The following is a 26,940-nucleotide window of genomic DNA, read 5'->3' on the forward strand; positions in this document are numbered from 1 at the left end:
TCCCCGAATATCAACGTGGCGAAAGGGCGATGAAGCTTGCTATTGCTGGGTTATAGGCCGAATGTCGCCCTGCCAGCAATTTATAGATTATGCCTAGAAGCCAGCTTGCCCATTAACCATGTCCGTGGGTAAAAGTTTTTTCGATAACCCTACACAATCAGTCGATAGAGTACAGCCGTCATGCCAATAGTCAGGCCATGGAGAGGCAGTACCTTCAGTCCAGGGTGTCGGGCAATCCGCTGGGTGAGTAGTACACTGAGAAACGCGCCGAAAATCAAACATATACCTTGTAAGAAGGCGATGATTGCTGGATGTGCCACGATTACGGGGCCTGTACTGGCGAGGCCGAAACTAGCCAGGGAAACGGGGACAATCCGCCCTGCTTCGGTCAGTCCCAAAGTAAGGTAATGAGCCAGACTGCTCAATAGAACGATGGGTAGCCAACCATAGGCGACCTGGATGAATGGGCGAGCTTTGAGACGAGGTTGAATCAGCTGGGTCAGTTTATGGGCGATCCAGGCGAGGGGCAGGGGGAAGAACAGTAGGATTGTGGTTGCGATCGCATGCCCCCCAAATCCCACAATCATCTCTGAAACCCCTAACCAATCCGCCACCTCCGGCAGTCGATGCACAAACACCGCCCCCCACAGCAACAGCATCAGAGCCACTTCATGCCCAACCGGTGTATGGGTGGTCCACAGCTCAATCCCAGGTGGTCGCAAATTAAACTCCACCGACCGATGGGGGCAGGCCTTCAAACAAGTCATGCACAGCACACAGTTGCGATTGTCCACTAGCTGGGCTGGATGAGAATACACCGGACAGCCCCCAGTCTCTTGCCCTTCGCCTTTCTCAGGGCCACCTTTATAACACTGGTAAGTGCTGCAACTGGCTGAGCAAATGCCTCGTTGGCCACGTAATTCCGTCATGGAGAGTTTGGCAAACAGGCCATTCATGCCGCCGATGGGGCACAGATAACGACACCAAAACCGCCGTTCAAACAGCGCCGAGCAAATCATCGCTCCAGCCGTGATGATCAACAACAACCAGGCCGACAGATAAGCCGTATTTTCCAAATCCCATAGCTCTTCCCAGATCAAAATGGCAGCAAAACCCCCATAAAGAATCCATCCCCCCCAACGCTCAGCCCACTGCCTGGGCCATGCTCCTAACTGTCTGGGCCATAACCACAGAGATAGCTTTTGGGTAATCTCGCCATAGATCATAAAGGGACAAACGGCACACCATAATCGACCGACAAAGGGGAATGACAACAGAATCAACGGCCACCACCAGGCCCAAAAGAAATTGAGGGCAACATTGGCATCACGGGTTTGGGGACCTAAAAACAACAGAGCTACCACTAAGATATAAAACCAGCTGGTAAAGCCAAAGTTAATGCGATCTGGCCACCAGGGACTACGCAAGAACTGCCGGAACTTAGGGTATGTATTGAGCAGGTTCCAACGAAATCGATCTTCGTGCTCACTGGCGGACCAGAAGACTTCTTCGTTTAACCGAGGAGCCCCTGCTGCCTGTTGAATGGCTCGTTGCACAAGACTGTCGAGTTCACGCAAATTCCTTGGAAAGTCGTAGCTTTGTAGACGCCGGAGAGCTTCGGGGGTCAGTGTGGGTTTACGCAACCCACGTTTGACGCAATCGAGTTGAATGTAGTAGTTGATCTGAGCCTCTATATCGCCTTTACGCACCCGCAGTGGGGGGACTTTGATTTTTTGCCGAGCCAGGTTGGCAAAGGGGGCCAAGCTCTTTTCTGAGATCATCATGATCCAGGCAGAGCTGTTTTTGACGGCAGCTGGAGCGTTTCCTGGCTGGGGGCTGGGTTGGTATTGTCCAGTTTTGATTAGCCTGAGGATGGCAGGGCGGAGTTCAGAGTTCAAGTCCTGAATGTTGTTGAGCAAAAGGGTGCCCTTACCCAGCCAGTCCAGGAGTCCTGGACGACTATCTCCTCGACCAAATAGGTCAACCGCCCGTAGGGTTTCGCAGTTCACTTTGATCATAGGTTCTTTTTTTGATGCAGAACCAAAGTGAATGAGTGCGGCGAGATTATCTTTTTCGAGACCAGGTTCTCCGAAAATTAATACTGGATCGCGCTGTCCTTGGTCATTGGGGATGACGCTAGCTGCTTCTCGCACATCTTGCCGTAAGCGTTGGGCATAGCGGCTGGCACCGACGACGCCTCGACTCACTTTGGGTACCAGATAAGGGCGTAACTCTTGCTGCCGTTCTTGTTCGTATAGCAGCTGCGCCGACAGCTGTTCGACTTCTTCGGCGAGGAGTTCCGAGATTTCTTGGCTGAGGCTGGGGTATTCGTAGGCGATTTGCTTGAGTCGATCCGCAGACAGCTGCCACAGTTCACAGTCTTCGAGGGTGATGACGGTGTAGTCGGTGGGTTGGTCTAGCAATATTTCCTGCAGATGTAGCACTGCACCTGGCTGCAGGTCTACGGTCTGGGCCATGGAGGTGCGCCGGGTCCGATAGCGTTCCAGCTGGCCTGTTTTCAGGATATATAAGGTATCTGGTTGGGTGTCTTCTAAAATCAGACGACGATTGGCTTGGAGGGTGATGGTGTGGAGATGGGTTGCGATCGCAACCAGCACTTCCTCAGTTAGCACATGCAGACACGTCGTTGCTTTGAGCCATGCCACGCGTTCTGGTATCTGGGCTATATCTGTCGAATTTTCCACCATGTTCATGCATCCTGCTTAGTCCGACGGCGGTGCTGATGACACAATCACCCGCCACACCACAAATAGTAAAAAGCTGAGATAGGTGATCGTAAACACCCAATTCTGCCAGCTATCGCCCGCTTGAATAAAATCAGTCTCTATCATAAAGAACTGTCATGATTGTGGATTTCCCATCGAGTATTTGCGATTCTTGCGACCTTGTCTGATGGCCAGTCGGACGACTTTAGAGATATGGGATAGGGCTTAAAAAGTTTCGGTAAACCGTACGGTAATGGACCGACAGCGTTTGAAGTAATCGCTAAGATAACCCCATAAAACCCCCTAATCAGGAGGTTCACCATGCTTAATAAAGACCTGAAAATCGTGAATATTCAAGATACCTGGTTACAAAAGCCGCTCAAACAATTGAGCCATCGTACGCTACGCACAGCTCATCCCCATTGGAGTGACAGTGAGCTACACCAGGCAATTCTGATGCTGGATCTCAAGCAGAAGAATCCCTGTGGAGATTTAGGTGTGATTTTGACATAAACGTTTTGTCCTTCATTATGGATAAATTGGTTTTATATTAGAAACATTCTTAGATTTAGATAGAAAAACTTTATATCAAGCCTTCCTCACAAGTCGCCCAGACAACGATTACGGCCCAAATTTCTGTGTTAATCTGGCCCTGGATGAGCAGTCAATTTTTACCAGAAAGCTGACCTAGACGTATCTAGACTAAGTCATTCTGGGAGTGACTATCGCCAGAGTTTTATTTCAACTGTTTGGAGAAGTTCCATGTCCATTTATGTAGGAAACATAGCCTACAATGTTTCGCAAGAAGATATTCAGGAAGTATTCGCAGATTACGGTACCGTTAAGCGAGTGACTATTCCTATGGATCGTGAAACTGGCCGTCCTCGCGGATTTGCGTTTGTAGAAATGTCTGCCGATGCTGAGGAAGATGCAGCTATTGAAGCACTGGATGGTGCTGAATGGCTCGGTCGTGAAATCCGAGTTAATAAAGCGCGCCCTCGCGAAGAGAGACCCAGGCGCTAATCTGGGCTAACGTTGCCTAGTTTAATTATGTTTAGCTAGTACCGCACTTTGAAAGAAATGCGGTACTGCTTTGGGCAAAGAGCTATAACCAAAACTTACTGTAAAAAATAGGTACCAAAAAAGACGGCTGCCGTACCTCCAAAGAGTAAGGCCCACAGCACCATTTCTATGGGTGTGATGTTTTTGGGATCGAACTTAAACTTAGAACGTTTAGCTTTTCGTCGTTTTTGGGCCACTTTCCCATAGTTTGGATCCTTTTCCTTTCTGCGTTTGGCTTCTCCCATAAGAGGGCCTCCTATCGGTTAGAGATATTAAAGGGCTAACTTTTCCTGCAGTTCTGCTTCACTGGCTCGAAAGCCTACTAGTACAGCCTTGTCTTCTTTGACAAAGAGAGGACGTTTAAGCAGCATGGCATCTTTTGAAAAAGCTTCTATCCATTGGTCATCGCTCCAGGTTTTCTTTTCTTCGCCGAGTGCTCGGTAAGACCTGCCTGATGTATTGCGCATGGGTCTAGCGGTCAGGCTAGTAACCCAATGAGTGATTTGCTCTTGGCTGGGAGGTTGTTCTTTGGTGTTGATAAATTCGTAGTCAATACCGTTGGTATCTAGCCACTGCAACGCCTTTTTGCAGGTGCCGCAGTTGGGGATGCCATAAACCTGGAGCGCCATAGTCAAACTCATTTAGCCTGTAATTTGTTTAAGGATGGTAGCACTTTACTTATGCTGTTGTTGATTTAGGGGCTAAATCCATCAGACAATTAACCGATATGCTGAGGAATGAGGATTCCATTAGGTTCTATCTTTTGATGTACAGGTTGCCATGGCAACCTCTTCAGACATAATTTTTGGCTCTTATAAAATCCTTATCCCTTAGACTTGAGTGATGTCATCATACTGGGACTTCAACACGTCTACTTAATTGAGCTGCTGGCTATGAGCTTCAAACTAATCATTGGCAACAAGAACTATTCGTCTTGGTCATTGCGGGCGTGGTTATTTTTGATGGAGAGTGGGTTGCCGTTTGAGGAGGTGCGTCTGCCTTTATTTACAGAAATTTGGCAGCAGATTGGCCAGTATAGTCCAGCGAAACGAGTGCCAGTATTGCTGGATGGAGATATTGCGGTTTGGGATAGTAGTGCCATCTATGGCTATGTGCGCTCTCGTCACCCCAAAGCCATTGGCTGGCCCACAGACCAGTGTGCTGAGGCCACTGCTCGCTCGATTGCGGCCGAAATGCACAGTGGTTTTTTAGGGATCCGCGAGCAGCTACCTCAAAACATTCGAGCCCGTGTACCCGTGATACGTTCGACTCTGACCCCAGCTACCCAGCAAGAAATCGATCGAGTCGAACAGATGTGGGCGCAGGCCTATGACACCTATGGAGGTCCCTGGCTATTTGGAGACTTTTCCTTGGCAGATGTTGTCTATGCGCCAGTTGCCTTGAGGTTTGTTACTTACCAGATTCAGCTAGTAGATCAAGCTCAGATGTTTATAGATGCGGTTCAGGCACTACCCGCTATCCAGACCTGGGCCTCAGCCTCAGCGACTGAACCAGAAGTCCTAAGCTTCATTGATCAACTACATTTGCCTGTCGATAGCCAATCAGATTAGAGGCATACTAGCATTGCCCCAAGAGCTTACATTCCCTATAGGTTAGATTGATTATTCTTTACAGAATCACAATCATTATTTCGGATCCGTTTCATTCTTAAAACGGTAAGCTACGATTATAAAAATTCGTTAGATTGCTTAGACTGGATATGAACTCATTGGCGATGGTGAGTCCATTGCCCAATAGTAGTCACTTCTAGCTCGGCAACAACACTGTCCATTTACCCCTGTTGCGTTCTAAGAAAGAGGGAAAGAGTCATCGTACAGAAACATCGGATCAATCGTCAGATCAAGGCCCCGCAGGTATTGCTTATTGACCACGAGAATAATAATCGTGGCTTGACCGAGACTCGGGATGCGCTCAAGCTGGCCGAAGAGGCACAGCTAGATTTAGTTCTAGTCTCTGAAAGTAAGCAAGCTCCTGTGGCGAAGATCTTGGACTATGGAAAGTTCCAATATCAACAAAAGAAACGCCAGAAGCAGAGTGCACGTACCACGGTTAAAGAGGTGAAATTTCGCCCTAACGTTGGTGAATCTGATTATCAGCTGCGCATCAACCAAGCGACTCAATGGTTGGGTAAAGGTGATTCGGTTAAATTCCGTGTGCGTTTGCGAGGCCGAGAACATCAGCACAGGGATAGGGCGCTTGAACTGTTAGAAAGAATTGTGAAAGATCTTAAAGAGGCAGGCAAGATCCAGTCTTTTGATCGTCGTGCACTAGTATTGCAACTAATGCCAGCATAGCGAGTTCATAGTCTTTTTACGCGATAGCAAGGTAGGTGAGTGCTGTGATGGCATTGGCCTACCTTATTTTGCTGTTCAATCGGTGTGGTCTGTTTTTTTATCCGGTCTCATGTTCTCGTACCATTGTTTCAATAGCCTCTGCGGTAGCTTGGAGGTCACTATCACTGAGGCTGGTGGTGACTGGATAATGACGTCCGTCTATTTGGGTATATACCGTAATGTTGACGTGATCTGGAGTTTGACTGCGAGAGACAAGCTGCGGAATTAATTGAGCGGATACATGCTTTAAGACTTCTAATAAGCTAGAGCGGTGGGCTTGGACCGTAAAAATTCCTGGTTCCCAATCGGCAATATCATCAGGGCCTAGGCTATCAGCTCCAGTGGTAAAGCGTTTGATTTGATTGATAGCCGGGTGAGTCATCAAGTTTAGAAAAAGCTGGGGCGTAATGGTGTCTATAGGATTTGGTAGGCTGTTCGCGAAATCAAAGGTGAGCCATAAAAAACGTGAAGGTTTGCTGAGTATTCCAGGGGTCTGTCGTGTTGTCACAGCTTAGATGATGGATGTGGATAGGTAGTATACCAATAGAGTGTGTGAGAACCTCTGATGGGATTTGATGGAGAGGGAGATAGGTAGGCGAAAAATGTTGGGAAGAGATAGAAAACCACTCCTGATAATTCAGCAGTGGTTAATATAAGAGTTTTTTATTGTCTCTCTTTTATGAGAAGAGGATGCCTCTTCTAGAAGAGGCCGCTGGGAGCGGTCCCTAGAAGTAGTCTCTCTTTTATACTGTGGCTAACTCTTTTTCAAGCTCTAGCAAACGCTCGACTCGCTTGTCTGTTGCCGGGTGAGTGGAAAACAATCCGCTAAACATTTGCTTAGGAACAGCGTGCATAATCATCAGCGGCTCATAGGCGGGGTTGCCCGTCATCGGCATTTGTTTGGCGCTGGCTTCAAGGCGCTTGAGGGCATTGGCTAGGGCGCGGGGGTTCCCGGTTAACTCAGCTGCACCTGAATCGGCGGCAAACTCACGGGTCCGGCTGATGCCTAGCTGAATGACGGTAGCGGCCATAGGGGCTAGAAATAGGGTAGCCAGTAGAGCTAAGGGGTTAGGACCATCTTCATCGCTTGAATTACCCATGCCGCCAAACCACAGGGAGTATTGCAGTATCTGAGCTAGGAAGGAAATTGCACCAGCAATCGTCGCTGCAACGGCCTGAGTCAGGGTGTCACGATTCATAATGTGGCTGAGTTCGTGAGCGATGACGCCTTCTAACTCATCGGTGCTCAGCATTTTCATGATGCCTTGGGTGACGGCAACGGCTGCATGCTCAGGGTCACGACCGGTGGCAAAGGCGTTGGCTGACTGGGTCGGTAGGATATACACTCCAGGAACTGGGATATCGGCCTTTTCTGCTAGCTTTTCGACCATGGCGTGCAGCTCAGGTGCTTCTTCTTTGCTGACTGGCTGGGCTTTATGGGCGGCTAGGGCGATTTTATCGGAGTAAAACCATGAGCCCAGGTTGGTCATGGCTGCGATCGCAATGCCAATAATGACACCGCCTGTGCCACCAATGGTGTAGTAGCTAATACTAATTAGTAGAGCACTGAGAATACTCAGTAATGCGAGAGTTTTAAACTGATTCATATTATCTCAACCCTTTGATTTCGCCATTACGCTTATAGTACTGAGAAAAGCAAAAACGGGACAGGGATGGCAATCCGAACCTTTGACCGAACCGTTATGGGGGGACCGTAAAGGATGAACTACTGTTGTAGACAACATGAGGGTGTCAGTAAATCTACGTTTTTCATGTCCGTGGTTCATGGTTGAGCATTAACTTTAGTTGCGAATTTAGTCGTATATTTTGGGAGTTTTTATTGGTGATAAAGCGATGGGGAACGGCAATATTAGCGATCTCGATGTTTGCAACACCTTTGGCTGCTTTTACAGCACCTTTGGCTGCCCAGGAGCCATCGTTAGAAAATTCGGTGTCAGATGGGGATTCCACGTCAGCTCCGTTGCCGGAAGAATCGCCCAGTGAGGTTCAAGAACTGCCGAGTGAAGAGGTGCCTGAGGCTGATTCATCAGTTGATGCTGCCGAAGAACCATTAGAGGGACCTTTTGAAGAGCCATTTGAGGAATTTCCCACTGAGCCACCGGTTGATGTGACGGAGCTGCGGGCCGCTGTCGTTGAAATTTTGCCGACTACTGCGCCGCCACCGCCCATCATTACTAGCATTCTGCCTGCTAATACGCCTGCGGCTATGATCGTCAATACCCGTCAGGCGTCCTGGTCAGAGCTAAAGCGCTATGCGCTATTTGCTCAGCTGACGGAGTCTTTTGGGGTGGAGCCGAGTCCCCAGGCTTTGCCACTCTTGCCCTACACCATTGACTATGTAGAGGATGTACAGCCGTGGATTGGGGATGGGGTTGCGATCGCACTTCTCCCTGTTCCCAGTCTTCGTACGATTGCCCCGGTAGAGCGCTCCGTTACCATCGTGCCTATTAGTGATGCCGAGGCCTTTGTTGACTTTATCCCTACCTTAGCCGAAGCTCGTAACGTATTACCCGAGCAACTGTCCTACAGAAAATTTCCCATTTGGAGTTGGCCCTCAGAATTTGTTGCCTACGATTTCCCCTGGGACAATTTTCCTGAAGAAGAAATGGAGTTAGAAGAATTTCCTCCAGTCCCACCCCCCAGCGGTTGGAATCACTATCGTCAAGACCCCGAACCCCCTTATATCTATTTCCCTGACGGCACCTATTCCCCTGATGGTTATACCGTCCCCGGTTATGCCGTTGCCCATCTAGGCAACTACATTGTTATGTCCGAGAATGTCGACACGCTGCGACAGTGGATTGAATATCAGACCCAGGGGGGGCCTAAGTTAACGAGCAATCCTAGTTTTGAAAAAACCCAAAGTCATCCTGCAGCACAGCGTAGTTTGGCCACTGTCTATGGCAATGTCGGCGAGCTACTCAACTTTGAATTTAGTAATCCGTTTCAGGATTTTGGCTTACCGCCGATTCCTCAGCCTAGTCTGAGTGAGCGGGCGGCTATGTCAGCCTTGTTTGGCAATGTCACCTTTGATGTTCTGGTCTCTCCTGAGGAGAAAGGACTACATCTTGAAGCACATCTTTATACTGAAGGAGCGTTACCTGACCTACCGCCATCACCCAATGCCGATCATTCTATTTTGGGTCTGATCCCAGCCGCTACCTATGTCTTGGGTAGTGGTTATGATATCGGCGGCTTTTGGAATGACGTATCGTCAGCATTTTCCTTGAGTGAAGTAACCGGTGGTTTGATTGAGACAGCTCGTTCGCTGGTTTCCCTGGCCACAGGACTAGACTTGGATACCGACATTTTGAGTTGGATGGATGGTGAGTATAGTCTGTTCTTATTTCCTAGTCAGTCGGGCCTATTAAATTCTTTTTTTCCAGGACTTGGTTTAGAAGCTGGGGTTTTACTGGAAACGAGCAACCGTCCAGCGGCTGAAACGGCTCTAGATGCCCTGGATGATGTGCTCGGTGAGGAGGCTCTTGTCTCGGCAAAGATTGCCGACTACCCCGTGGTCAGCTTGCAGTATGACGTCAATTATGACGGTAGGATGGATAGCGTGCTTACTCACACATGGGTAACAGACGATACATTGGCATTTACCAGTGGTAACGGTGCCATGGAACGTTTAGTTGTTCCTGCGGGGTTTAATCCTCTCAACGACCACAGTACGTTTCGCAATGCCACAGATAGCTTTCCCAATCCAAATAATGGGTATTTTTACGTGAATATGGGATCGACGCTATCGTTCTTTTACAACCTATTTGGCTTTAATCAAGCGACTGATCCTTGGGCAATGGATATGAGGAGCTATTTTGGTACAGTCCGTAGCTTGAGCCTGACGACTTCTACTAGTGTGCAAGAGTTTCAGATCGATGCACTATTGGGCTTAGCTGCAAGTGAGTCCGTGGAAGATCTTGCAGAGTCCAACGAGGCTGAGTTGCTAGAAGATGAAGCTTCTCAAGAAGAGGGGGCCTCTCAAGAGGAGGGGGCCTCTTAGGAAGAGGGGGCCTCTCAGGAAGAGGGGGCCTCTCAAACAGACAAGGACCCTCAAGAAGTTGGCGAAGGATAAACTTGGTGCAAGCAGGGGTTAGCAAACTGCCTGCTTGCACAGTTCTCTTATCTAATAACTCTCATCTCCATCAACACTCTTGATTGCTAGCAGATGGTTAGCCTGTTGCAGACGTTCTGCAATATTTTGACGTAGGGTTTCATTGACAGTGGGATCTGCTAATACAGCTTGCGCCAATTGACGATAGCGAGCACTGGTCACCACATCGACTTTTTCTAGATCATTTAAATTCTCATAGATGATTTTTGGAGAAGGTTTTTCCATGAGATTCCTTTCGGTAGGGTTAACTATATTCTGACCATTTAGCCATTGATACCATTGTGTTCCAAGGAGTTGGCCACATCAGTCAAACGTCGCTAGAACAAAGAAAACCATACGAATTAGAGCATTTTGTATTAAAACTTAAAATCTTGTTTAGGGCTTTTGTGTATTTGTCTAAGGTGATTCTAAGGAAAGCTTCAAGGTCAGGGGGCTGAGGGGTTCGTCAAGTAGATTTACGCTGCATGACGTTGCGTTGAATAACTTGACAGTTTTATTAAGGAATCTTGCAAAACTGCTTTCCTCATTAGAGAATGGAGGACCTTATTGAATTTCTTGGGTGAGTGTGATGAAGCAGCTTGCGTCGTTGTTGTGTCTCTCGCAAGCTAAGCACCTCGTGTTGCCCGTGTTAATTCTTCTCAATACTTGCGCGTTCGTCAACATACATTTATGACTAGTCATCAATTGCCTCCCAAGCAGGGTCTGTATGATCCACAATTTGAGCACGATGCCTGTGGAGTCGGATTTGTTGTGCAAATGAAGGGGGTCGTTTCCCACGACATTGTGCAGCAGGGATTGCAGATTCTATGCAATTTGGAGCATCGTGGAGCTTGTGGTAGCGAGGTGAATACCGGTGATGGAGCCGGTATTTTGGTGCAAATTCCCCATCGTTTTTTCCAAAAAGTAACTGCTACAGATGGGTTTGAGTTGCCTGATGCAGGTCAGTATGGCGTTGGTCTGATTTTTACCTCGCCAGATGCAACAGTGCGAGCTGAGAGTCGCCGCCGATTTGAGGCTGTGGTCTCCCAAATGGGGCAGAAAGTTTTGGGATGGCGCGATGTACCCACGGACAATAGCACCCTGGGGGCAACTGCTCAGGTGAGTGAGCCCTTTATGCAGCAAGTGTTTATTGGGCGGGCTGCTGATCTTGAAAATGATTTAGCTTTTGAGAGGAAGCTTTATGTCATTCGTAAGCTTGCCTACAACGCCATTGCTAAGTCTGGTCATGATACCTACTGGTATCCTTCCAGTCTGTCCTGCCGGACAATGGTGTACAAAGGGATGTTGACTCCGCCCCAGGTGAAAGACTTTTTTCCGGACTTGAGCGATCCTGATTTTGAAAGTGCTTTGGCTTTAGTCCATTCTCGCTTTAGCACGAATACTTTTCCTAGCTGGGAGCGATCCCACCCCTACCGCTACATCGCCCATAACGGTGAGATCAACACCCTGCGCGGCAACATTAACTGGATGATTGCGCGACAGTCGATGTTTGAGTCAGCCTTGTTCGGTGATGACATGGCCAAAGTGAAGCCAGTCATCAATATCAATGGTAGCGACTCGACCATTTTTGATAATGCTTTGGAGCTGCTGGTATTGGCCGGTAGATCGTTGCCCCATGCGGTGATGATGATGATTCCTGAACCTTGGGCCGGGCATGAGTCCATGAATGATGCTAGCAAGGCGTTTTATGAGTACCATGCTTGTCTGATGGAGCCCTGGGATGGTCCAGCATCGGTTGCATTTACCGATGGTTCTATGATTGGGGCGATACTCGACCGCAATGGTTTGCGCCCTTCTCGTTACTACGTAACCAAGGATGACCGGGTGATTATGGCTTCCGAAGCAGGTGTATTGCCTGTAGAGCCAGAACAGGTGCTGGAGAAAGGGCGTTTGCAGCCGGGGCGGATGTTCCTGGTCGATATGGCGGCTGGTCGTATTGTCGGTGACGAAGAAGTCAAGGCAGAAATTGTTAATGCCCAGCCCTATCGTCAATGGTTAGAGCAAAATCAGTTGATGTTGTCAGATTTAGCTCCGAAGACGCCACGGGCTGCAGTTGCAGTGGGTAGCCTTCGCCAGCGACAGATGGCCTTTGGCTATACCTTTGAAGAGCTACGCATGTTGTTGACGCCGATGGCTCAGAATGGTGTTGAGGCGATTGGTTCCATGGGGACCGACACGCCGCTGGCGGTGCTCTCGGATAAGTCGAAGTTGCTGTATGACTATTTTCAGCAACTGTTTGCCCAGGTAACAAATCCTCCCATTGACTCTATTCGTGAGGCAATTATTACGTCGGCGGTAACGACGGTAGGTTCAGAGCGTAATCTATTAGACCCTCGGCCTGAGAGCTGTCGCTTGATTCAGCTCAAGACTCCGGTGATTAGTAATGACGATCTGGCTAAGCTGCAGGGGATCGATGAGCCAGGGTTTGCCTCTTTAACCCTACCGATTTTGTTTGATCCGCAGGCGGGTGAACAGGGTTTGGCAACGGCAATGGAGTCTATTTTTGCCCAGGTAGATAGTGCTATTGCAGCTGGGACTAACCTGGTCATCTTGTCTGATCGTGGCATGGACCCAGATCATGCACCTATCCCCGCTCTCTTAGCTGTCTCAGGGTTGCATCACCATCTGATCCGCACGGGTACCCGTACTCGGGTCGGTATCATCCTTGAATCTGGTGAACCTCGTGAAGTCCATCACTTTGCGGTGTTGCTGGGCTACGGTTGTAGTGCTATTAATCCTTATCTTGCCTTTGAAACCCTGGAAGACATGATCACGGATGGCATGCTAGTGGACATTACTGCTGAGGATGCTTGTAAGAACTACATTAAGGCTGTTACCAAAGGCACCATCAAAATCGCTTCCAAGATTGGTATTTCCACGCTGCAAAGCTATCGTGGAGCCCAGATTTTTGAAGCCATTGGTCTCAACCAAAGCGTTATTGATCAGTATTTTACCTGGACTGCTTCGCGGATTGAGGGGATCGGCTTAGATGTCATTGCCCAAGAGGCGATCATTCGTCATGGCCATGGTTTTGCCGAGCGGGGTGATATTCCTGTCCTAGATGTGGGTGGCAACTATCAGTGGCGGAAGGACGGTGAGGCTCATCTGTTCAACCCAGACACTATTCATACGCTGCAAAAGGCTGTTCGAGCTGGTGACTACGATACCTACAAGCATTATGCCAATCTGGTCAATGACCAGAGTAAGCAGCACTTTACCCTGCGAGGATTGTTAGACTTCAAGGCCCGTCAGCCTATTTCCATTGATGAAGTAGAGCCTATCGAAGCCATCACCCGTCGCTTTAAGACCGGTGCCATGAGCTATGGTTCCATCTCTAAGGAAGCCCACGAATCCCTCGCCATCGCCATGAACCGTATCGGGGGAAAATCCAATACCGGTGAAGGTGGCGAAGATCCTGAGCGCTTTACCTGGACTAACGAGCAGGGCGATTCGAAAAATAGTGCCATTAAACAGGTCGCGTCAGGTCGATTTGGTGTGACCAGTCTTTATCTCTCCCAAGCAAAAGAGATTCAGATCAAAATGGCCCAGGGGGCTAAGCCTGGTGAAGGGGGACAGTTACCTGGTAAGAAGGTGTATCCATGGATTGCTAAGGTCCGCCATTCTACACCTGGTGTCGGGTTGATTTCGCCGCCGCCCCACCATGATATTTACTCGATTGAGGATCTAGCAGAGCTCATTCACGATTTGAAGAATGCCAATCGAGACGCTCGTATTAATGTCAAGTTAGTGTCTGAGGTTGGTGTCGGTACGATTGCTGCTGGTGTCGCCAAAGCCCATGCTGATGTGGTTCTCGTCTCTGGGTTTGATGGTGGTACTGGAGCGTCGCCTCAAACGTCTATTAAGCATGCGGGACTGCCTTGGGAGTTGGGCCTTGCCGAAACTCATCAAACCTTGGTGCTCAATGACCTGCGTAGCCGGATTGTCGTAGAGACCGACGGTCAAATGAAAACGGGACGTGATGTCGTGATGGCCGCTTTGCTAGGTGCAGAGGAGTTTGGCTTCTCAACGGCACCATTGGTGTCGCTGGGTTGCATCATGATGCGTGTCTGTCAGAAGAATACTTGTCCTGTGGGCATTGCGACTCAGGATCCCCGTCTACGTAAGAGCTTTATGGGGGATCCTGACCATGTGGTGAACTTTATGCAATTCATCGCCCAAGATGTGCGGGAGATTATGGCCCAGCTAGGGGTACGTACCTTTGATGAGCTAGTGGGTCACACGGATTGGTTGAATGTGCAGTCAGCGGTGGATCATTGGAAGGCCAAAGGTGTGGATCTTTCCAAGATTTTGGAACAACCCCAGGTGGATGAGGGTGTAGGGCGTTATTGTCAGATTCCTCAGGATCATGGTCTAGAGAAGTCTTTGGATATCACCACACTGTTAGATCTATGTAAGCCTGCCATTGAGAACGGTGACAAAGTAACGGCTACTCTGCCGATTTGCAATATTAACCGAGTAGTTGGCACGATTCTTGGTAATGAGATTACTAAGAAACACTGGGAAGGACTGCCGGAAGATACGGTCCATCTCACTTTCCAGGGTAGTGCGGGACAAAGTTTTGGTGCCTTTGTTCCGGTTGGTGTCACACTGGAGTTGGAAGGGGATGGCAACGATTATTTGGGTAAAGGTTTGAGTGGTGGCAAGCTTGTTATTTATCCGCCTAAGGCCTCCACGTTTGTGCCTGAAGACAACATTATTATCGGTAATGTGGCCTTCTATGGTGCTACCGGTGGTGAGGCTTATGTATATGGCATGGCTGGGGAACGCTTCTGTGTTCGTAACTCCGGTGTTCATGCCGTTGTAGAAGCGGTGGGCGATCATGGTTGTGAGTATATGACCGGTGGTAAGGTTGTTGTCCTGGGTTCTACTGGCCGTAACTTTGCGGCGGGTATGAGTGGTGGTATTGCCTATGTGCTAGATGAGATCGGAGACTTTGCTACTCGTTGCAATACTGAGATGGTTGATTTAGAAAGTCTTGTGGAGGCAGAGGAGATTGCTGACCTGCACGAGATGATAGCTAAACACCATAGCTATACCGGTAGTCGTAAGGCGAAAGACGTGCTGGATGCTTGGGAGAGTTTCTTACCTAAGTTTGTGAAGGTAATTCCTCGTGATTATAAGCGGGTAATTCAATCTCTGCGTCAGGCTCTACAAGATGGTTTGAGCGGTGATGATGCTCTGTCGGCTGCGTTTGAAGCGAATATTAAAGACGTTGCGCGGGTGGCAGGAAATTAGCAATCTGTAGGGTGGGCACGGCCCACAAAAAATATCGAGAGGCGGTGGGCATTGCCCACCCTACGTATCAATTATTTGTCATTTACAGTTTCTCTCATGGGTAAACCAACAGGCTTTCTCGAATACGCTCGCGAAATTGCGCCAGATGTTGCACCGCTGATGCGGATTCATCACTGGCAAGAGTTTCATGTCCCTCTGTCGGAACAGAAACTACGGGACCAAACGGCTCGCTGTATGGACTGTGGTACGCCCTTTTGCCATACGGGGAATACCATTAACCGCATGGCTAGCGGTTGCCCTATCAATAATCTCATTCCTGAATGGAATGATTTGGTCTATCGTGGCTTGTGGAAAGAAGCGCTTGATCGGTTACATAAGACCAACAACTTTCCTGAGTTTACCGGTCGGGTGTGTCCAGCTCCCTGTGAGGGAGCCTGTGTTTTAGGGATTAATAATCCACCAGTCACGATTAAGAATATTGAGCACGCCATTATTGATAAAGGCTGGGAAGAGGGCTGGGTTGTTGCTGAGCCTCCCGCCCAACGGACTGGTAAGACTGTTGCCATTGTTGGTTCTGGTCCAGCCGGTTTATCGGCTGCTGCTCAGTTAAATAAAGCAGGCCATCTGGTGACAGTTTACGAGCGTGCTGATCGTCCGGGTGGATTGCTCATGTACGGCATTCCGAACATGAAGCTTGAGAAAGAAGCGGTGGTGATGCGTCGTCTCAAGCTACTGGAGCAAGAAGGAGTGCGCTTCATTTGCAACACTGAGATTGGTAAGGATTTATCGGCTCAGGACTTGGTGAAAGAATATGATGCGGTGGTGCTGTGTACAGGAGCCACCCGTCCTCGAGATCTGCCCATTGAGGGACGTGACTCTAAGGGGATTCATTTTGCTATGGAGTTTCTGACTAAAAATACTCAGGCGGTGATTGATCCGACCCAAAATGACCAGGTGATTTCTGCGAAAGGCAAGGATGTGATCATTATTGGTGGTGGGGATACTGGGACAGACTGTGTAGGGACTTCTATTCGCCATGGTTGTAATAGTGTGACGCAGTTGGAGATCATGCCCAAGCCGCCTGAGGAGCGTGCACCCAATAATCCTTGGCCCGAATGGCCCAAAATTTATCGGATGGACTACGGTCAAGAGGAGGCGGCAGCTAAGTTTGGTGATGATCCTCGGGCTTATCTATCGACGGCGACTAAGTTTGAGACGGATGATAATGGTCATGTGAAGGCAGTGCATTTGGTCGATGTGGCCTGGGAAAAAGATGATAGTGGTCGTTTTCAAATGAAGCATGTGGCCGGTTCGGAGCGAGTAATTCCCACTCAATTAGTTCTGCTAGCCATGGGCTTTCTTGGACCTGAGCAGCCGTTGATTGATGCTCTGGGTCTGGAGCAGGATGGCCGGAGTAATATTCAGGCGGAGTATAACCGGTACACAACGAGTATTCCTGGAGTGTTTGCTGCAGGCGATTGCCGTCGGGGTCAAAGCCTTGTGGTGTGGGCCTTTAATGAAGGTCGTGGGGCGGCAAGGGAATGCGATCGCTACCTAATGGGTCATACTGATTTGCCATAATTGGCCATAGATTTACCTTAAAACTGAGCAATCAGCGAGAGGGTATACAATCTTAAGGGCAAACTTGATAAGTAGGCTTTTAAGATTCAATGACATTGCAAGTTGGCGATCCAGCTCCTGACTTTAGTTTGGCTGATGCTGATGGTAATACCGTCAGCTTAGCTGAGCTCAAAGGAAACCGTGTGGTGCTCTATTTCTACCCGCGTGATAACACCCCTGGGTGTACCAAAGAAGCCTGTGCGTTTCGAGATAACTATGAAGCCTATCAGGCCAAAGACGTAGTGGTATTAGGTGTCAGTGCAGATGATGCCAAGTCCCATCAAAAATTTATTAATAAGCACGACTTACCCTTTCCTCTACTAGTGGATGAAGAGGCTAAAGTAGCGACCGCCTATGGCAGCTATGGTCTCAAGAAATTTATGGGTAAGGAATACATGGGGATAAGCCGTAGTACCTTTGTGATCGGTCCAGATGGCAATTTGGAGAAGATTTATCGTAAGGTGAAGGCTGAAAAGCATCCGGTTGAACTTCTTACTGAACTCGACGAGCTGTAATCTCATGCCACAATTTTGGCGGCCGGTACGTACTTTACTAGGGTTACTTTTGCGACGACCTCTGGTGGGTACATGTGTGATTCCAATTCTTCCAGATGGTCGCATCGTGCTGATCCAGCGCCGTGATAGCGGTTGCTGGGGCTTACCCGGTGGTTTGGTGGACTGGGGAGAGGACATTGCGACGGCTGCCAAACGGGAACTGTTGGAAGAAACAGGTCTAGATTTAATCAATGTGGGTCGCCTGATCGGGGTGTATTCTGACCCGGAACGTGACCCCCGCTTTCATTCTGCTTGTGTTGCCTTAGAAGCCTACGTAGATGGCAATTTCTTTATTCGAGATAAAGCTGAGGTCATGAGAATTGAGGCGTTTACGGTGGATGCCATTCCCCGTGGTAACCTAGCCCACGATCATGATCAGCAGCTACAGGACTACTTTAATGGAGCCACTGTTTTGGCCTAAAACTAGCTTGCCCGTACGCAACTTGCGTCGTCAGTTCAAGCACGGTCAGTTATTTTGGCGAGAAGTAGGCCGTGGGCCAGTCGTTGTTTTGCTCCATGGCTCCTGGCATGATAGTGACCAGTGGACCAAAATACTATCGCCTTTGGGACAGCAATATCATTGTTTAGTGCCTGATCTGATAGGATTTGGAGAATCCCAGCGTTTAAAAGATCAGTCAGCGTACTCGATCAGGATGCAGGTTAATACCCTGACGGAGCTTTTTGACGCCCTGCGGCTAGAGTCGGTCGTTTTAGTGGGACATTCTCTGGGGGCTTGGATCGCGGCTCGTTATGCGTTGCGATATCCAGAGCGAGTTAAGGGTTTATGCGTTCTAGAACCAGAGGGTCTGAGCTATGAGCCCAAACGCTGGCTACGAGCCCGTTGGCTAGTCAGTCCTTTAGGTGGATTGTGGTTATCTCTGATCAAACCTTTTGCCCGCAAACCGATTCCTGGGCGATCTCCTTCATGGTTAGAAAACTATCATCTGAGGCAGCTGCTTAGACGTCACCCTGCTGCCTGTCGTCTGCTATTTCAGCGTCAACGCAAGGATTTAGAGCCTGAAATTGTTGGGACTCAATTAGCTGGGCTATCGATGCCGATGGTGGTTCTCCAGGGAGAAGGGGCGGGTGAAACTAGTCGGCAGTTAACCCAAACCTTTGCAGTGGCTGCTCCGAGTGCCATGGTGAAAGTGCTGCCGGGGAATGATGAGTTGCCCAGTTATGAAGTAACAGCCATTGCTAACTTTTTAGACAGCTGGTTATCGAGCGTTACTGGTGGATGAAAACTCGTTTTGCGGCTCGGGTAAATGCGACATAGCAGAGTTGATTTCTCTCAGTGATTTTAGAGTTTCTCATGAGGTCCGGTAGGTCGATAAAGACATCCTGAAACGTTGAACCTTGGCTTTTGTGGACCGTGAGACTATAAGCATAATTCACATCGTGAAACTGTTGCCGAAACTCCCAGAAAATCTCCCACTGTTTGTTGTTGGCATAGTCCCGTGACCGGCGTTCATAATCTGGTACGCTGACTTCTTGAAGTACATTCAGATCCTGAAACTTTCCTTCCTCGGTGTAGACAACGAGTTGCCATACGGGTAGTCCCTCTATCTTGCCAGGCTTGACTTCCAGGACCTCACATTCTTCTGAGGTTTGCAGAATAATTCCACCTTCTTCAAGGCAGGGATTGTTGGCGATCAGCCTTTCTCCCGGAACAAACTGTTCTAAATCGTCGCCATAAATGGCTCGGCGGATGACCCGATTTAAGGTTTTCACTCGCTGGTTTGTATAGGCCAGTACCCGCACATAGTTGGGATCGGCTTTGTATTTATCACAGGTAAAGGCCCGAATAAGGACGTCGCGCCAGGGATATTTAGGGAGGACAAAAAAGCCTTCGGTGCGGTCTTCGTTGACATCACTTTCATACCTGGGTAGCCACTCCCGCTCAATATTCCGTCGAATATCGTCAGCAATCACCCCAATCGCCCCGCCATAGCGAATCACCTGAGATAGGGAGGACTGATGCATAATCTGATTAAAGCAGCAGGACTCTGTTTCATTGACAGGCGGTAATTGGGCCGGATCTCCTACGAACAGCATCTGGGTGGGAATGTCTAACCGAGAAATTGCTTCTACCAGGAGTTTCCACATCTCCTGGTTAATCATGGAGCATTCATCTACGATCACCAGTCGATAGTCTGGCACCTGGTTATGCTGATCGCTGACTGACTTAAAAATTTGTTCGCCGCTGCCCGTATCGATCACGGGCTTTAATCCCAGTAGCCGACAGCAGGTGACCGATTCTACATCTTTGATATTCCACTGGGCTGACATCGTTTTGAGTACCTTCGTGGCCTTATTACTAAAGGCCGTTAGGACAATGGGCCAGTCGCATCCCTGATCCCTTAGGTACGTGACCAGAGCCTGTAGCAAGGTAGTTTTACCCGTACCCGCATATCCCGTCAGCAAATAAAGTTTGCTTGGACTCTGCAAAAAGTCCTCAATGGCCTGCAGTGCCTCCCATTGTTCCTCGCTGAGCTCAATCCCTGGCAGTATTTCTGGAATCGTGTCTGGACTAGTAGTTGCGCTATCCATCCGAACGAGGCATCAGGGTACGCTTCTATGATAGCGAAGGGGCGAATTTGATACAAATGATCTAATAATAAGATTTGCTGTCGATAGTGATCGTAGGCAAATTTTATAACTGCGCAGTGATTGTCCTACCATCGGTGGGTCTACCCCATAGATAGCCTTGCATATACTCACATCCTAGAGTTTCTAGCATGGCCAACTGGACTGAGTTTTCCACGCCTTCAGCGGTGACCGTCATGCCGAGCTCATGGGCCAGATTCACAATTGCTTTGATCACTTTTAGACCTTTGGCCGTGCTATTGATCTGACGAATAAAGGAACGATCAATCTTGAGGTTTTCAATCTTTAAGCTATACAAATAGCTGAGAGATGAGTATCCTGTTCCAAAGTTATCAATACTGACCATGATTTGATAGCGCTTGAGATGTTCTAAGGTGGCCAAGACAGTATCCGTTTTCTGCATAAGGCCATATTCGGTAATATCAAAGGCTAGGTTTTGATGATCAATTTGGGTTTCTGCTAGGACGTTGTCTAAATAATCAATAAAATCATGTTCAGCCAGTTGTTGAGCAGAGATATTCACATGAAGTCTAAACGAAGAGTGGAGTAGATTGTGTTCTTGCCAGGCTTTGAGTTGGATACAAGCTTGTCGCAAGACATATTTGTCGATGTCCAAAATCATCTCTGTTTCTTCGGCTACTGTAATAAAGTCTGTGGCGGCGAGAATACCATCGTTTGGGTGATTCCAACGAACTAAGGCTTCTAGCCCGTTAAGGTAGTTGTCCGCTAGAGAGATAATCGGATGGTAGACGAGGGTTAGCTCTTGATTTTCAAGGGCTCTATGCAGTTCATTTTGAATCCGGAAAGAAGAGAGCGTGTCCTGGTGCATTTCAGCACTAAAGATCTGAACCTTGCTCATGCCTTCGGTTTTAGCTTTAGATAAGGCTGTATTGGCATCCCTGAGCATATGGGTCGCTTGCTGGTACTTGTGAGAGTTTACAGCAACGCCCATGTCAATTTGTCCATAAATTGAATGATTGTTGATGTGAAAAGCATGATTAAATTCTCGTTGAAGGCGTTTTGTAAAGTTTAGAACCTGTCTTTGCTCACTCGTATTATCAAGTAAGATAGCAAATGTATTTTCTCCAGAATTGGCTAGGAGCGAACTCGAATCCAATAAGGTTTCTAATCGTCGGGTGATGGCGACGAGTAGCTGATCGACAGCATGATGCCCTAGAGAGTTTTTTACTAATTGCAGGTTGTTACACTGCAGTAAGATTAGTGCCAGTCCTTTAGCTTTCTTAGCGTTTGTTTGAGTGAGTGCTTGTTGTAGCCGCTGGAGTAAAAAAACTTGACTCGGTAGCCCTGTGAGGTTGTCGTGGCTTGCCATGTGGACAATTTCTTCTTGCATCCGTAGGCGCTCACCAATTTCTTGTTCTAGCTGGGCTGTTCGTTGTATGACCCGTTGCTCTAGTTCAGTATTGAGCTTTTGGATTTCAGCCTGGGCCGCGCGGAGTTTCAGATGATTGCTGACGCGGGCCAAGAGTTCCTCTGCTTGGAACGGTTTAGGGATGTAGTCTACACCTCCCATCCCAAATGCTTTGACCTTGTCATTGGTTTCATCCAGCGCACTGAGAAAAATGACTGGGATTTCTTGGGTGAGTGGACTTGCTTTTAGTAGACGACAAACCTCATAGCCATCCATGCCTGGCATTTTGATGTCGAGAAGAATGAGATCAGGTTGGGCTGCTTTGGCAATTTTGAGGGCTACTTCACCATTGATAGCACTCCGAACTTTATATCCTTGTTGCGCTAGCACTGTAGATAAAAAATCAAGATTTGGCGGCACATCGTCTACAACCAAGATGTCTCCGAAGAGGGCGATATTTTTGAATGTATCTGATGGTGTGCTCATTATGCTCAGAATCAAGGAAAAGGGATGAAATTTAGGTGGTGTACTGGGGGGTAGACTCGATCGTTAGGAATGAGTCGTCCAACGGTCATGTCCTATGCATTCCTTAATGATCATCCTAGGACTTTTGTTGTTTGATAGATAGGGTGGACAATTCTGCAATCAGGTCACAGCGATATCCTTTGACTAGCTTTGTCAGGGCTTTGGCCAGAGTCTTGTCTGACAGTGGTAGCTCGTTAATTAATTGAGAGACCCATTCGGCATCTGCCAGACTGGCGGCTGAGTTGAGCTGTTGTAACCAAGCTTGAGGCTGCCTGGAGAGTTGTGCAGGCGTGATTTGTGGTAAATGGTCGGATGTGTGAAAAGGACTACTAGTCTGCTGTGCATAAATATATTTGACTCCAAGGTGTTGCTGTAGTTTTTCAAAGATAATCTTGTCTTGCAAGGGTTTTCGGATAAAGTCATCACAACCTGCGGATAGGACTATTTGTTTCTCACTTTCTAGGGCGCTGGCCGTGAGGGCAATAATGGCTGTTGCTTGTCCTCGGGTATGGGATCGGATCCGTTGGGTCGCTTCATATCCATCCATCACAGGCATCCGCATATCCATCCAAATCAGGTGGGGTTGCCATGTCTCCCAAATTTCTAGGGCATCTTTACCATTGGCTGCCCCACGGACGTTAAAGCCTGTGGATTCTAGGAGTTTCATGAGTAGTGTACGACTGGCCCATTTGTCTTCGACGACTAAAATTCGATAGTTTGGTTGATCGGAGGCTAGGCGCACAACAGTTAAATAGGATTCATTCATACTGTTGTTGGGGTGCTCGATCACCGTGATCGGAATCGTGAATTGAAAGACACTGCCTTGGGTAAGGCTACTATTGACGGATAGATTCCCTCCCAGGAGCTTGACATAGGTTTGACTGATGGCTAGACCTAGACCAGTGCCGCCCTGGGTCTGACGACCGGCCTCGGCTTGATAAAAGGCGTCAAACAGATAGTCTAGTTCCTCGGGGTGAATACCTTGGCCAGTATCTTCTACTGCCATCTGAAGATCTTGTTGGCCCCAGACTCTGATGGTGATAGAGCCACGGTGTGTAAACTTAATGGCATTATCCACAAGGTTGATGAGGATTTGGCGGAGCTTTGCTTCATCTGTTTGGATATATTTTGGTACCTCTGGAGCGCGCTTGCATTTGAGGGTGAGGGATTTTTCGAGAGCTCTAGCGTGAAACATCGCTTCGATTGCCTGGAGCAGGTTGTGGAGATTGAAGGGCTGAAGGTTGACGTTTATTTGTCCAGCTTCGATTTTGGACATATCTAGGATGTCGTTAATCAGAGTTAGCAGGTGGTCGCTGCTGTTTTGAATAATTTGAAGATGTTCTGCAGACTCTTGTTGGAAGCGTTGGGGGTCATTTTGGAGGGTACGCTGCATAATTTGGGCAAAGCCTAAAATAGCGTTGAGGGGGGTGCGTAGTTCGTGACTCATGTTGGCGAGGAATTGCCCTTTGACACGACTCGCTTGTTCGGCGGCTTGGATGGCTGTTTCTAGGGCAATATTTTGACGGACGAGGGCTTCGCGTTGTGTATGTTCTTGTTCTAGTAGGCGCGCTTGGGCAATGGCAATGCCGACTTGGGCCGCGACAGATTCGAGCAGCTCAATTTCCCAAGGGAGCCAGATGCGTTTGCGATCGCACTGATGGATTTCAATCACACCATTGGGTTGTCCCTGGTATGAGGTGCGGATCGTCATCATAGATTTGATCTGCATCTGGTCTAAAAGAGGTAAGACCGCTTCCAGTAAGGGAGCCTCAGTAACATCATGGGTAACTAGGGCAAAGTCTTGCGAGAGGACTGCCCGAATGTGGGCGTTATTTAGAATGGGTACCTCAGTATCCCCGCGAGACCTATAGTCAGGAATCAGATATTCGGCAACGGTATCTATGTGAGGCTTTGGCTGTTCGCTATAAATCAGCAAACAACAACGGCTTACCCCAAATTCGAGACCAATCTGATCAACGGTGGTTTCATAGGTTTTCTGTGTATCGAGGCTTTGGCGTATTTGATGGGTGAGACTGGTCAATAGCTTTTCGCTTTTAACCTGTTGGGCAAGCGCTTCCTCTGCATTTCTGCGTTGGGTAATATTAAACGTAGTTCCGATAATTCGATATATCTGACCTTGACTATCTTCTAAAGGGTTCAGCGTCGTCAGCCACCAGGTGGACTGATTGTTGATCAGTAGATTCTCTTCAAACGTGAGGGTTTCACCACGGTCTACACAATATTGATATTTGTTGATAACCTCGGCAGCGGTTTCTGGTGAGAAAAGATCTTCGGGAGTCGCATTAGCCAGTGCATGTCTGCTGGTGCCAGCCATGTGCTCAGCTGTTGCATTGGAGTCAATATATCGAAATTTTCTATCATCCAGTACGCTCACAACAAAAATGCCAGTAGCTACACTATTATAAATACTGCGTAAAAATTGTTCCTGTTGTTGAATAGTTGCTTGACTACGACGTAGGTTTTCTTCTATATATTTGCGATCGCTAATATCTGTGTGGGACCCAGTCATTCTAATTGCCTTGCCCTCGTTGTCCCATAGTGCCTGACCTCGGTCCAGAATCCAGATGTACTCCCCATTTTTGCAGCGTAGGCGATACTCTTCAGTAAAGTATGGAGTTTCTTGATGTAAGTGGGCTGCTGTGGCTTGCAAAACCCGTTCTCGATCCTCGGGATGTAGACGACTTTTCCATTCATCTCTATTAGGGCTAATCTCAGACTCTTCATAGCCTAAAATCTCTTTCCACCGGGCTGAATAAAAGATCTCATTAGTGGTTAGATTCCAGTCCCAAATTCCGTCATTATTTCCTTTTAGAGCCAATTGCCATCGTTCTTCGCTTTGTCTAAGCCGAGTCTGTGCAGCGATACGTTCACCAATGTCATTGGCAATCAGAAGAATACAGGTTTCCGTTTTAAAGTGAATGATTGCTGCCGAGATCAGGACTGTGATGATTTCTCCCGAGGGTTTTCGAAAAGACCATTCTTGGTTGCGTAGCGTTTGATTTTCTAGTTCTCTTTGGAAGATTGCACGAGTCTGAGGTTCAACCCAGATTCCTAGCTCTGTGCTCGTACGCCCGATTACTGCTTCTCTCGGTATGCCAATCAGCTCAACAAAACGTTCATTGATTTTGATATATCGCCCTTCGTTGAGTGTGCTTAAAGAGATCGCGTTGGGGCTGGCTTGAAAAGTTGTGGCAAATGTCGCTTCTGATTGACGTAGGGACTGGGTGCGTTGCTCGACCAACTCTTCTAGGCATTGAGAGTAAGCTTCTAATTGTGCTCTCGATTCAGCTAAATTCTCTTCCATCTGATTAAAGCTATCAATTAATAGATTTAGCTCATGGATAGGAGAGGGTAAAATACATTGCGGAGCACGGTTTCGGGTAATTTCCTGAGTCGCTAATCCTAGATGCCCCATGGGGTTGCTAATGATTCGAGCAATCACTAGGCTAACTCCACTGGCAACTCCCATGGCCAAAAGGCAGAGTAAAAGTGTATTACGATTATTGGTGCGAATTTGACTTGTAAAATCGGCTTCGGGCAGTAAGGAAACACCAAACCACTTTAGACCATAGCTATCGGAGAAGGGCGTGATTTGCACCCAATAATTTTCTGTTTGGACCCGAAATTTAAATTGTTGTTCTCTGGTCAGGCTTTCGTCACTCTCTAGTTTGTGGAGGACCTGTTCCACAGCTATGCTAACCAGAGCTTGCTGTCTATTCTGTTGAGGAGATGCTGAGTCTTGTGGTTGCTTAAATGAAGAGGACCCCTCGGAACTGGCAAGAATTTTGCCATCGGCATTCACCAGAAACGATACGCTGGAGCGACTAGGTTGTTCGTTGGTCAAAAATGTCTCTAATGCTCTCAGGGTAAAATCTGCACCCAAGACCCCTTGGAGCTTATCATCGCTGATATATGGCCGCACAAAGCTGAGGCCATATGTAGGTGATGGATCATTAAAGTCATATACGTTTGTCCAACGAGCTTGTTGATGGTCTAATGCAACGTTGTACCAGGGGCGCTCACGAGGATCATAGGGATGTTTGGGCTCCGCTGGTAGCACCCGGCCATTGTCACTGATGGGATAAATTTTGACGCGCTCATCAAGGGGATCAGCTTTGAGGGCAAATTCTAAATCGCCATCTGGAAGCCTATTAATTTCTACATATTGACCCTGGGTATTACCGTAGTAAATGTATGTAATCTCTGGGAAACGCTGAATTTGCCGGTACAGATAGGGAAACCAGCCTTCTAGATTGGTCGGGTCCAAAAGTTGTAATTCGAGGGTATCCAGATTTTCTTGGGTAATCAGGGTTGGAATCGTAGTGTGATGCTGTAACTCATGCTCAAAGTGGTCTCCAGTTTCAACGAGAATCTGGTATGCAAGTTCCTGAATTGCTTGTTGGTTGTTGCGATAGGCTAGCCAACCAGTGGCCGCTGTGACGACAACGACCTGGGTGATCAGAGGAATAGCAATCAGCGACCTTAACGATAGTTTCACTAGCGAGCGATTGCGTAAAGATGCTTAGGCCTTAAGCATAACGACTTGCTGCTCTGAAATCATCATTGTGGTCGTCTTATTAATATGGTTGACTTGCGGTATATATGCAGTGAAACCGTTGCTGGGATTGGACAAGTGGTTAGATCGGGGGCTATCCATCTGTCAGAAATTAGCTAATGGTCGAGTACACGGATATCAACTGAAAGCGGAACG

The 26,940-nt window shown here is 48.1% G+C and carries 20 protein-coding genes; 10 read left to right on the top strand and 10 right to left on the bottom strand.

Annotation, left to right across the window (positions count from 1 at the left end):
- Positions 1 to 149 precede the first annotated feature (149 nt).
- Positions 150 to 2,708, bottom strand: a complete 2,559-nt coding sequence (locus IXB50_RS14750; RefSeq protein ID WP_215609746.1) for a cyclic nucleotide-binding domain-containing protein — start codon at positions 2,706 to 2,708, stop codon at positions 150 to 152.
- A gap of 15 nt (positions 2,709 to 2,723) precedes the next feature.
- Positions 2,724 to 2,852: a hypothetical protein gene (locus IXB50_RS22505; RefSeq protein WP_281413284.1), complete on the bottom strand. Its 129-nt coding sequence runs from the start codon at positions 2,850 to 2,852 to the stop codon at positions 2,724 to 2,726.
- A 195-nt stretch (positions 2,853 to 3,047) separates the two neighbouring features.
- On the opposite strand from IXB50_RS22505, the gene IXB50_RS14755 reads away from it, so the two are divergent.
- The gene (locus IXB50_RS14755; RefSeq protein ID WP_215609747.1) at positions 3,048 to 3,239 is read left to right on the top strand and encodes a hypothetical protein; all 192 of its coding nucleotides are present in this window, start codon (positions 3,048 to 3,050) and stop codon (positions 3,237 to 3,239) included.
- A gap of 249 nt (positions 3,240 to 3,488) precedes the next feature.
- Entirely contained in the window at positions 3,489 to 3,749 is a 261-nt protein-coding gene (locus IXB50_RS14760; protein WP_215609748.1) for an RNA recognition motif domain-containing protein, read from the top strand.
- Positions 3,750 to 3,844: 95 nt separating this feature from the next.
- On the opposite strand, the gene IXB50_RS14765 is transcribed toward IXB50_RS14760, so the two are convergent.
- Positions 3,845 to 4,033 (bottom strand): hypothetical protein, encoded by a 189-nt coding sequence (locus IXB50_RS14765; protein WP_215609749.1) that lies wholly within the window; start codon positions 4,031 to 4,033, stop codon positions 3,845 to 3,847.
- 27 nt (positions 4,034 to 4,060) lie between these two features.
- Positions 4,061 to 4,417: a Spx/MgsR family RNA polymerase-binding regulatory protein gene (locus IXB50_RS14770; RefSeq protein WP_215609750.1), complete on the bottom strand. Its 357-nt coding sequence runs from the start codon at positions 4,415 to 4,417 to the stop codon at positions 4,061 to 4,063.
- Positions 4,418 to 4,681: 264 nt separating this feature from the next.
- Between IXB50_RS14770 and IXB50_RS14775 the strand changes: the two genes are divergently transcribed.
- Together IXB50_RS14775 and infC are read left to right on the top strand one after the other, a co-directional pair.
- A complete protein-coding gene (locus IXB50_RS14775; RefSeq protein WP_215609751.1) occupies positions 4,682 to 5,359 on the top strand; it encodes a glutathione S-transferase family protein in 678 nt (225 codons plus the stop codon).
- A gap of 276 nt (positions 5,360 to 5,635) precedes the next feature.
- Positions 5,636 to 6,103 (top strand): translation initiation factor IF-3, encoded by a 468-nt coding sequence (infC, locus tag IXB50_RS14780; protein WP_326520811.1) that lies wholly within the window; start codon positions 5,636 to 5,638, stop codon positions 6,101 to 6,103.
- Positions 6,104 to 6,200: 97 nt separating this feature from the next.
- Here the strand turns inward: infC and IXB50_RS14785 are convergent, their stop codons facing one another.
- Positions 6,201 to 6,524, bottom strand: coding sequence for a hypothetical protein (locus IXB50_RS14785; protein ID WP_215609752.1), 324 nt, complete (start codon positions 6,522 to 6,524; stop codon positions 6,201 to 6,203).
- 361 nt (positions 6,525 to 6,885) lie between these two features.
- The gene (locus IXB50_RS14790; RefSeq protein ID WP_215609753.1) at positions 6,886 to 7,749 is read right to left on the bottom strand and encodes a M48 family metalloprotease; all 864 of its coding nucleotides are present in this window, start codon (positions 7,747 to 7,749) and stop codon (positions 6,886 to 6,888) included.
- Between the two features lie 275 nt (positions 7,750 to 8,024).
- Between IXB50_RS14790 and IXB50_RS14795 the strand changes: the two genes are divergently transcribed.
- Complete coding sequence (locus tag IXB50_RS14795) at positions 8,025 to 10,166, top strand: DUF3352 domain-containing protein (RefSeq protein WP_215609754.1); 2,142 nt, start codon at positions 8,025 to 8,027, stop codon at positions 10,164 to 10,166.
- A 123-nt stretch (positions 10,167 to 10,289) separates the two neighbouring features.
- Here the strand turns inward: IXB50_RS14795 and IXB50_RS14800 are convergent, their stop codons facing one another.
- The gene (locus tag IXB50_RS14800) at positions 10,290 to 10,502 is read right to left on the bottom strand and encodes a hypothetical protein (protein WP_215609755.1); all 213 of its coding nucleotides are present in this window, start codon (positions 10,500 to 10,502) and stop codon (positions 10,290 to 10,292) included.
- A gap of 444 nt (positions 10,503 to 10,946) precedes the next feature.
- Here IXB50_RS14800 and gltB point away from each other — a divergent pair, with 444 nt between their 5' ends.
- From gltB to IXB50_RS14825, 5 genes are all read left to right on the top strand, one after another.
- A complete protein-coding gene (gene gltB / locus IXB50_RS14805) occupies positions 10,947 to 15,533 on the top strand; it encodes a glutamate synthase large subunit (protein WP_215609756.1) in 4,587 nt (1,528 codons plus the stop codon).
- Between the two features lie 96 nt (positions 15,534 to 15,629).
- Positions 15,630 to 17,114 (top strand): glutamate synthase subunit beta, encoded by a 1,485-nt coding sequence (locus IXB50_RS14810; protein ID WP_215609757.1) that lies wholly within the window; start codon positions 15,630 to 15,632, stop codon positions 17,112 to 17,114.
- Positions 17,115 to 17,203: 89 nt separating this feature from the next.
- Complete coding sequence (gene bcp, locus IXB50_RS14815) at positions 17,204 to 17,668, top strand: thioredoxin-dependent thiol peroxidase (RefSeq protein ID WP_215609758.1); 465 nt, start codon at positions 17,204 to 17,206, stop codon at positions 17,666 to 17,668.
- Between the two features lie 4 nt (positions 17,669 to 17,672).
- Positions 17,673 to 18,128 carry an NUDIX domain-containing protein gene (locus tag IXB50_RS14820; RefSeq protein ID WP_215609759.1) on the top strand — a complete coding sequence of 152 codons (456 nt, stop codon included), beginning with the start codon at positions 17,673 to 17,675 and terminating at the stop codon, positions 18,126 to 18,128.
- Complete coding sequence (locus tag IXB50_RS14825) at positions 18,106 to 18,948, top strand: alpha/beta fold hydrolase (RefSeq protein WP_215609760.1); 843 nt, start codon at positions 18,106 to 18,108, stop codon at positions 18,946 to 18,948. The genes IXB50_RS14820 and IXB50_RS14825 overlap by 23 nt, the downstream gene beginning before the upstream one ends.
- Here the strand turns inward: IXB50_RS14825 and IXB50_RS14830 are convergent.
- From IXB50_RS14830 to IXB50_RS14840, 3 genes are all read right to left on the bottom strand, one after another.
- Positions 18,935 to 20,257: an ATP-dependent DNA helicase gene (locus IXB50_RS14830; protein WP_215609761.1), complete on the bottom strand. Its 1,323-nt coding sequence runs from the start codon at positions 20,255 to 20,257 to the stop codon at positions 18,935 to 18,937. The genes IXB50_RS14825 and IXB50_RS14830 overlap by 14 nt on opposite strands.
- A gap of 103 nt (positions 20,258 to 20,360) precedes the next feature.
- Positions 20,361 to 22,169, bottom strand: a complete 1,809-nt coding sequence (locus IXB50_RS14835; RefSeq protein ID WP_215609762.1) for a two-component system response regulator — start codon at positions 22,167 to 22,169, stop codon at positions 20,361 to 20,363.
- 115 nt (positions 22,170 to 22,284) lie between these two features.
- A complete protein-coding gene (locus IXB50_RS14840; RefSeq protein WP_215609763.1) occupies positions 22,285 to 26,727 on the bottom strand; it encodes a PAS domain-containing protein in 4,443 nt (1,480 codons plus the stop codon).
- Between the last annotated feature and the right edge of the window lie 213 nt (positions 26,728 to 26,940).

The sequence above is a fragment of the Leptothoe spongobia TAU-MAC 1115 genome, from assembly GCF_018739885.1.
Taxonomy (GTDB): domain Bacteria; phylum Cyanobacteriota; class Cyanobacteriia; order Phormidesmidales; family Phormidesmidaceae; genus Leptothoe; species Leptothoe spongobia.

What these genes read in the sequence shown, in the direction of transcription:
- IXB50_RS14830 (WP_215609761.1), bottom strand. Translation starts at nt 20,257, where the DNA reads ATGGATAGCGCAACTACTAGTCCAGACACGATTCCAGAAATACTGCCA.
- IXB50_RS14770 (WP_215609750.1), bottom strand. Translation starts at nt 4,417, where the DNA reads ATGGCGCTCCAGGTTTATGGCATCCCCAACTGCGGCACCTGCAAAAAG.
- bcp (WP_215609758.1), top strand. Translation starts at nt 17,204, where the DNA reads ATGACATTGCAAGTTGGCGATCCAGCTCCTGACTTTAGTTTGGCTGAT.
- IXB50_RS14825 (WP_215609760.1), top strand. Translation starts at nt 18,106, where the DNA reads ATGGAGCCACTGTTTTGGCCTAAAACTAGCTTGCCCGTACGCAACTTG.
- gltB (WP_215609756.1), top strand. Translation starts at nt 10,947, where the DNA reads ATGACTAGTCATCAATTGCCTCCCAAGCAGGGTCTGTATGATCCACAA.
- IXB50_RS14775 (WP_215609751.1), top strand. Translation starts at nt 4,682, where the DNA reads ATGAGCTTCAAACTAATCATTGGCAACAAGAACTATTCGTCTTGGTCA.
- IXB50_RS14820 (WP_215609759.1), top strand. Translation starts at nt 17,673, where the DNA reads ATGCCACAATTTTGGCGGCCGGTACGTACTTTACTAGGGTTACTTTTG.
- IXB50_RS14785 (WP_215609752.1), bottom strand. Translation starts at nt 6,524, where the DNA reads ATGACTCACCCGGCTATCAATCAAATCAAACGCTTTACCACTGGAGCT.
- IXB50_RS14835 (WP_215609762.1), bottom strand. Translation starts at nt 22,169, where the DNA reads ATGAGCACACCATCAGATACATTCAAAAATATCGCCCTCTTCGGAGAC.
- IXB50_RS14750 (WP_215609746.1), bottom strand. Translation starts at nt 2,708, where the DNA reads ATGGTGGAAAATTCGACAGATATAGCCCAGATACCAGAACGCGTGGCA.
- IXB50_RS14765 (WP_215609749.1), bottom strand. Translation starts at nt 4,033, where the DNA reads ATGGGAGAAGCCAAACGCAGAAAGGAAAAGGATCCAAACTATGGGAAA.
- IXB50_RS14795 (WP_215609754.1), top strand. Translation starts at nt 8,025, where the DNA reads ATGTTTGCAACACCTTTGGCTGCTTTTACAGCACCTTTGGCTGCCCAG.
- IXB50_RS14755 (WP_215609747.1), top strand. Translation starts at nt 3,048, where the DNA reads ATGCTTAATAAAGACCTGAAAATCGTGAATATTCAAGATACCTGGTTA.
- IXB50_RS22505 (WP_281413284.1), bottom strand. Translation starts at nt 2,852, where the DNA reads ATGATAGAGACTGATTTTATTCAAGCGGGCGATAGCTGGCAGAATTGG.
- IXB50_RS14800 (WP_215609755.1), bottom strand. Translation starts at nt 10,502, where the DNA reads ATGGAAAAACCTTCTCCAAAAATCATCTATGAGAATTTAAATGATCTA.
- IXB50_RS14810 (WP_215609757.1), top strand. Translation starts at nt 15,630, where the DNA reads ATGGGTAAACCAACAGGCTTTCTCGAATACGCTCGCGAAATTGCGCCA.
- IXB50_RS14760 (WP_215609748.1), top strand. Translation starts at nt 3,489, where the DNA reads ATGTCCATTTATGTAGGAAACATAGCCTACAATGTTTCGCAAGAAGAT.
- IXB50_RS14790 (WP_215609753.1), bottom strand. Translation starts at nt 7,749, where the DNA reads ATGAATCAGTTTAAAACTCTCGCATTACTGAGTATTCTCAGTGCTCTA.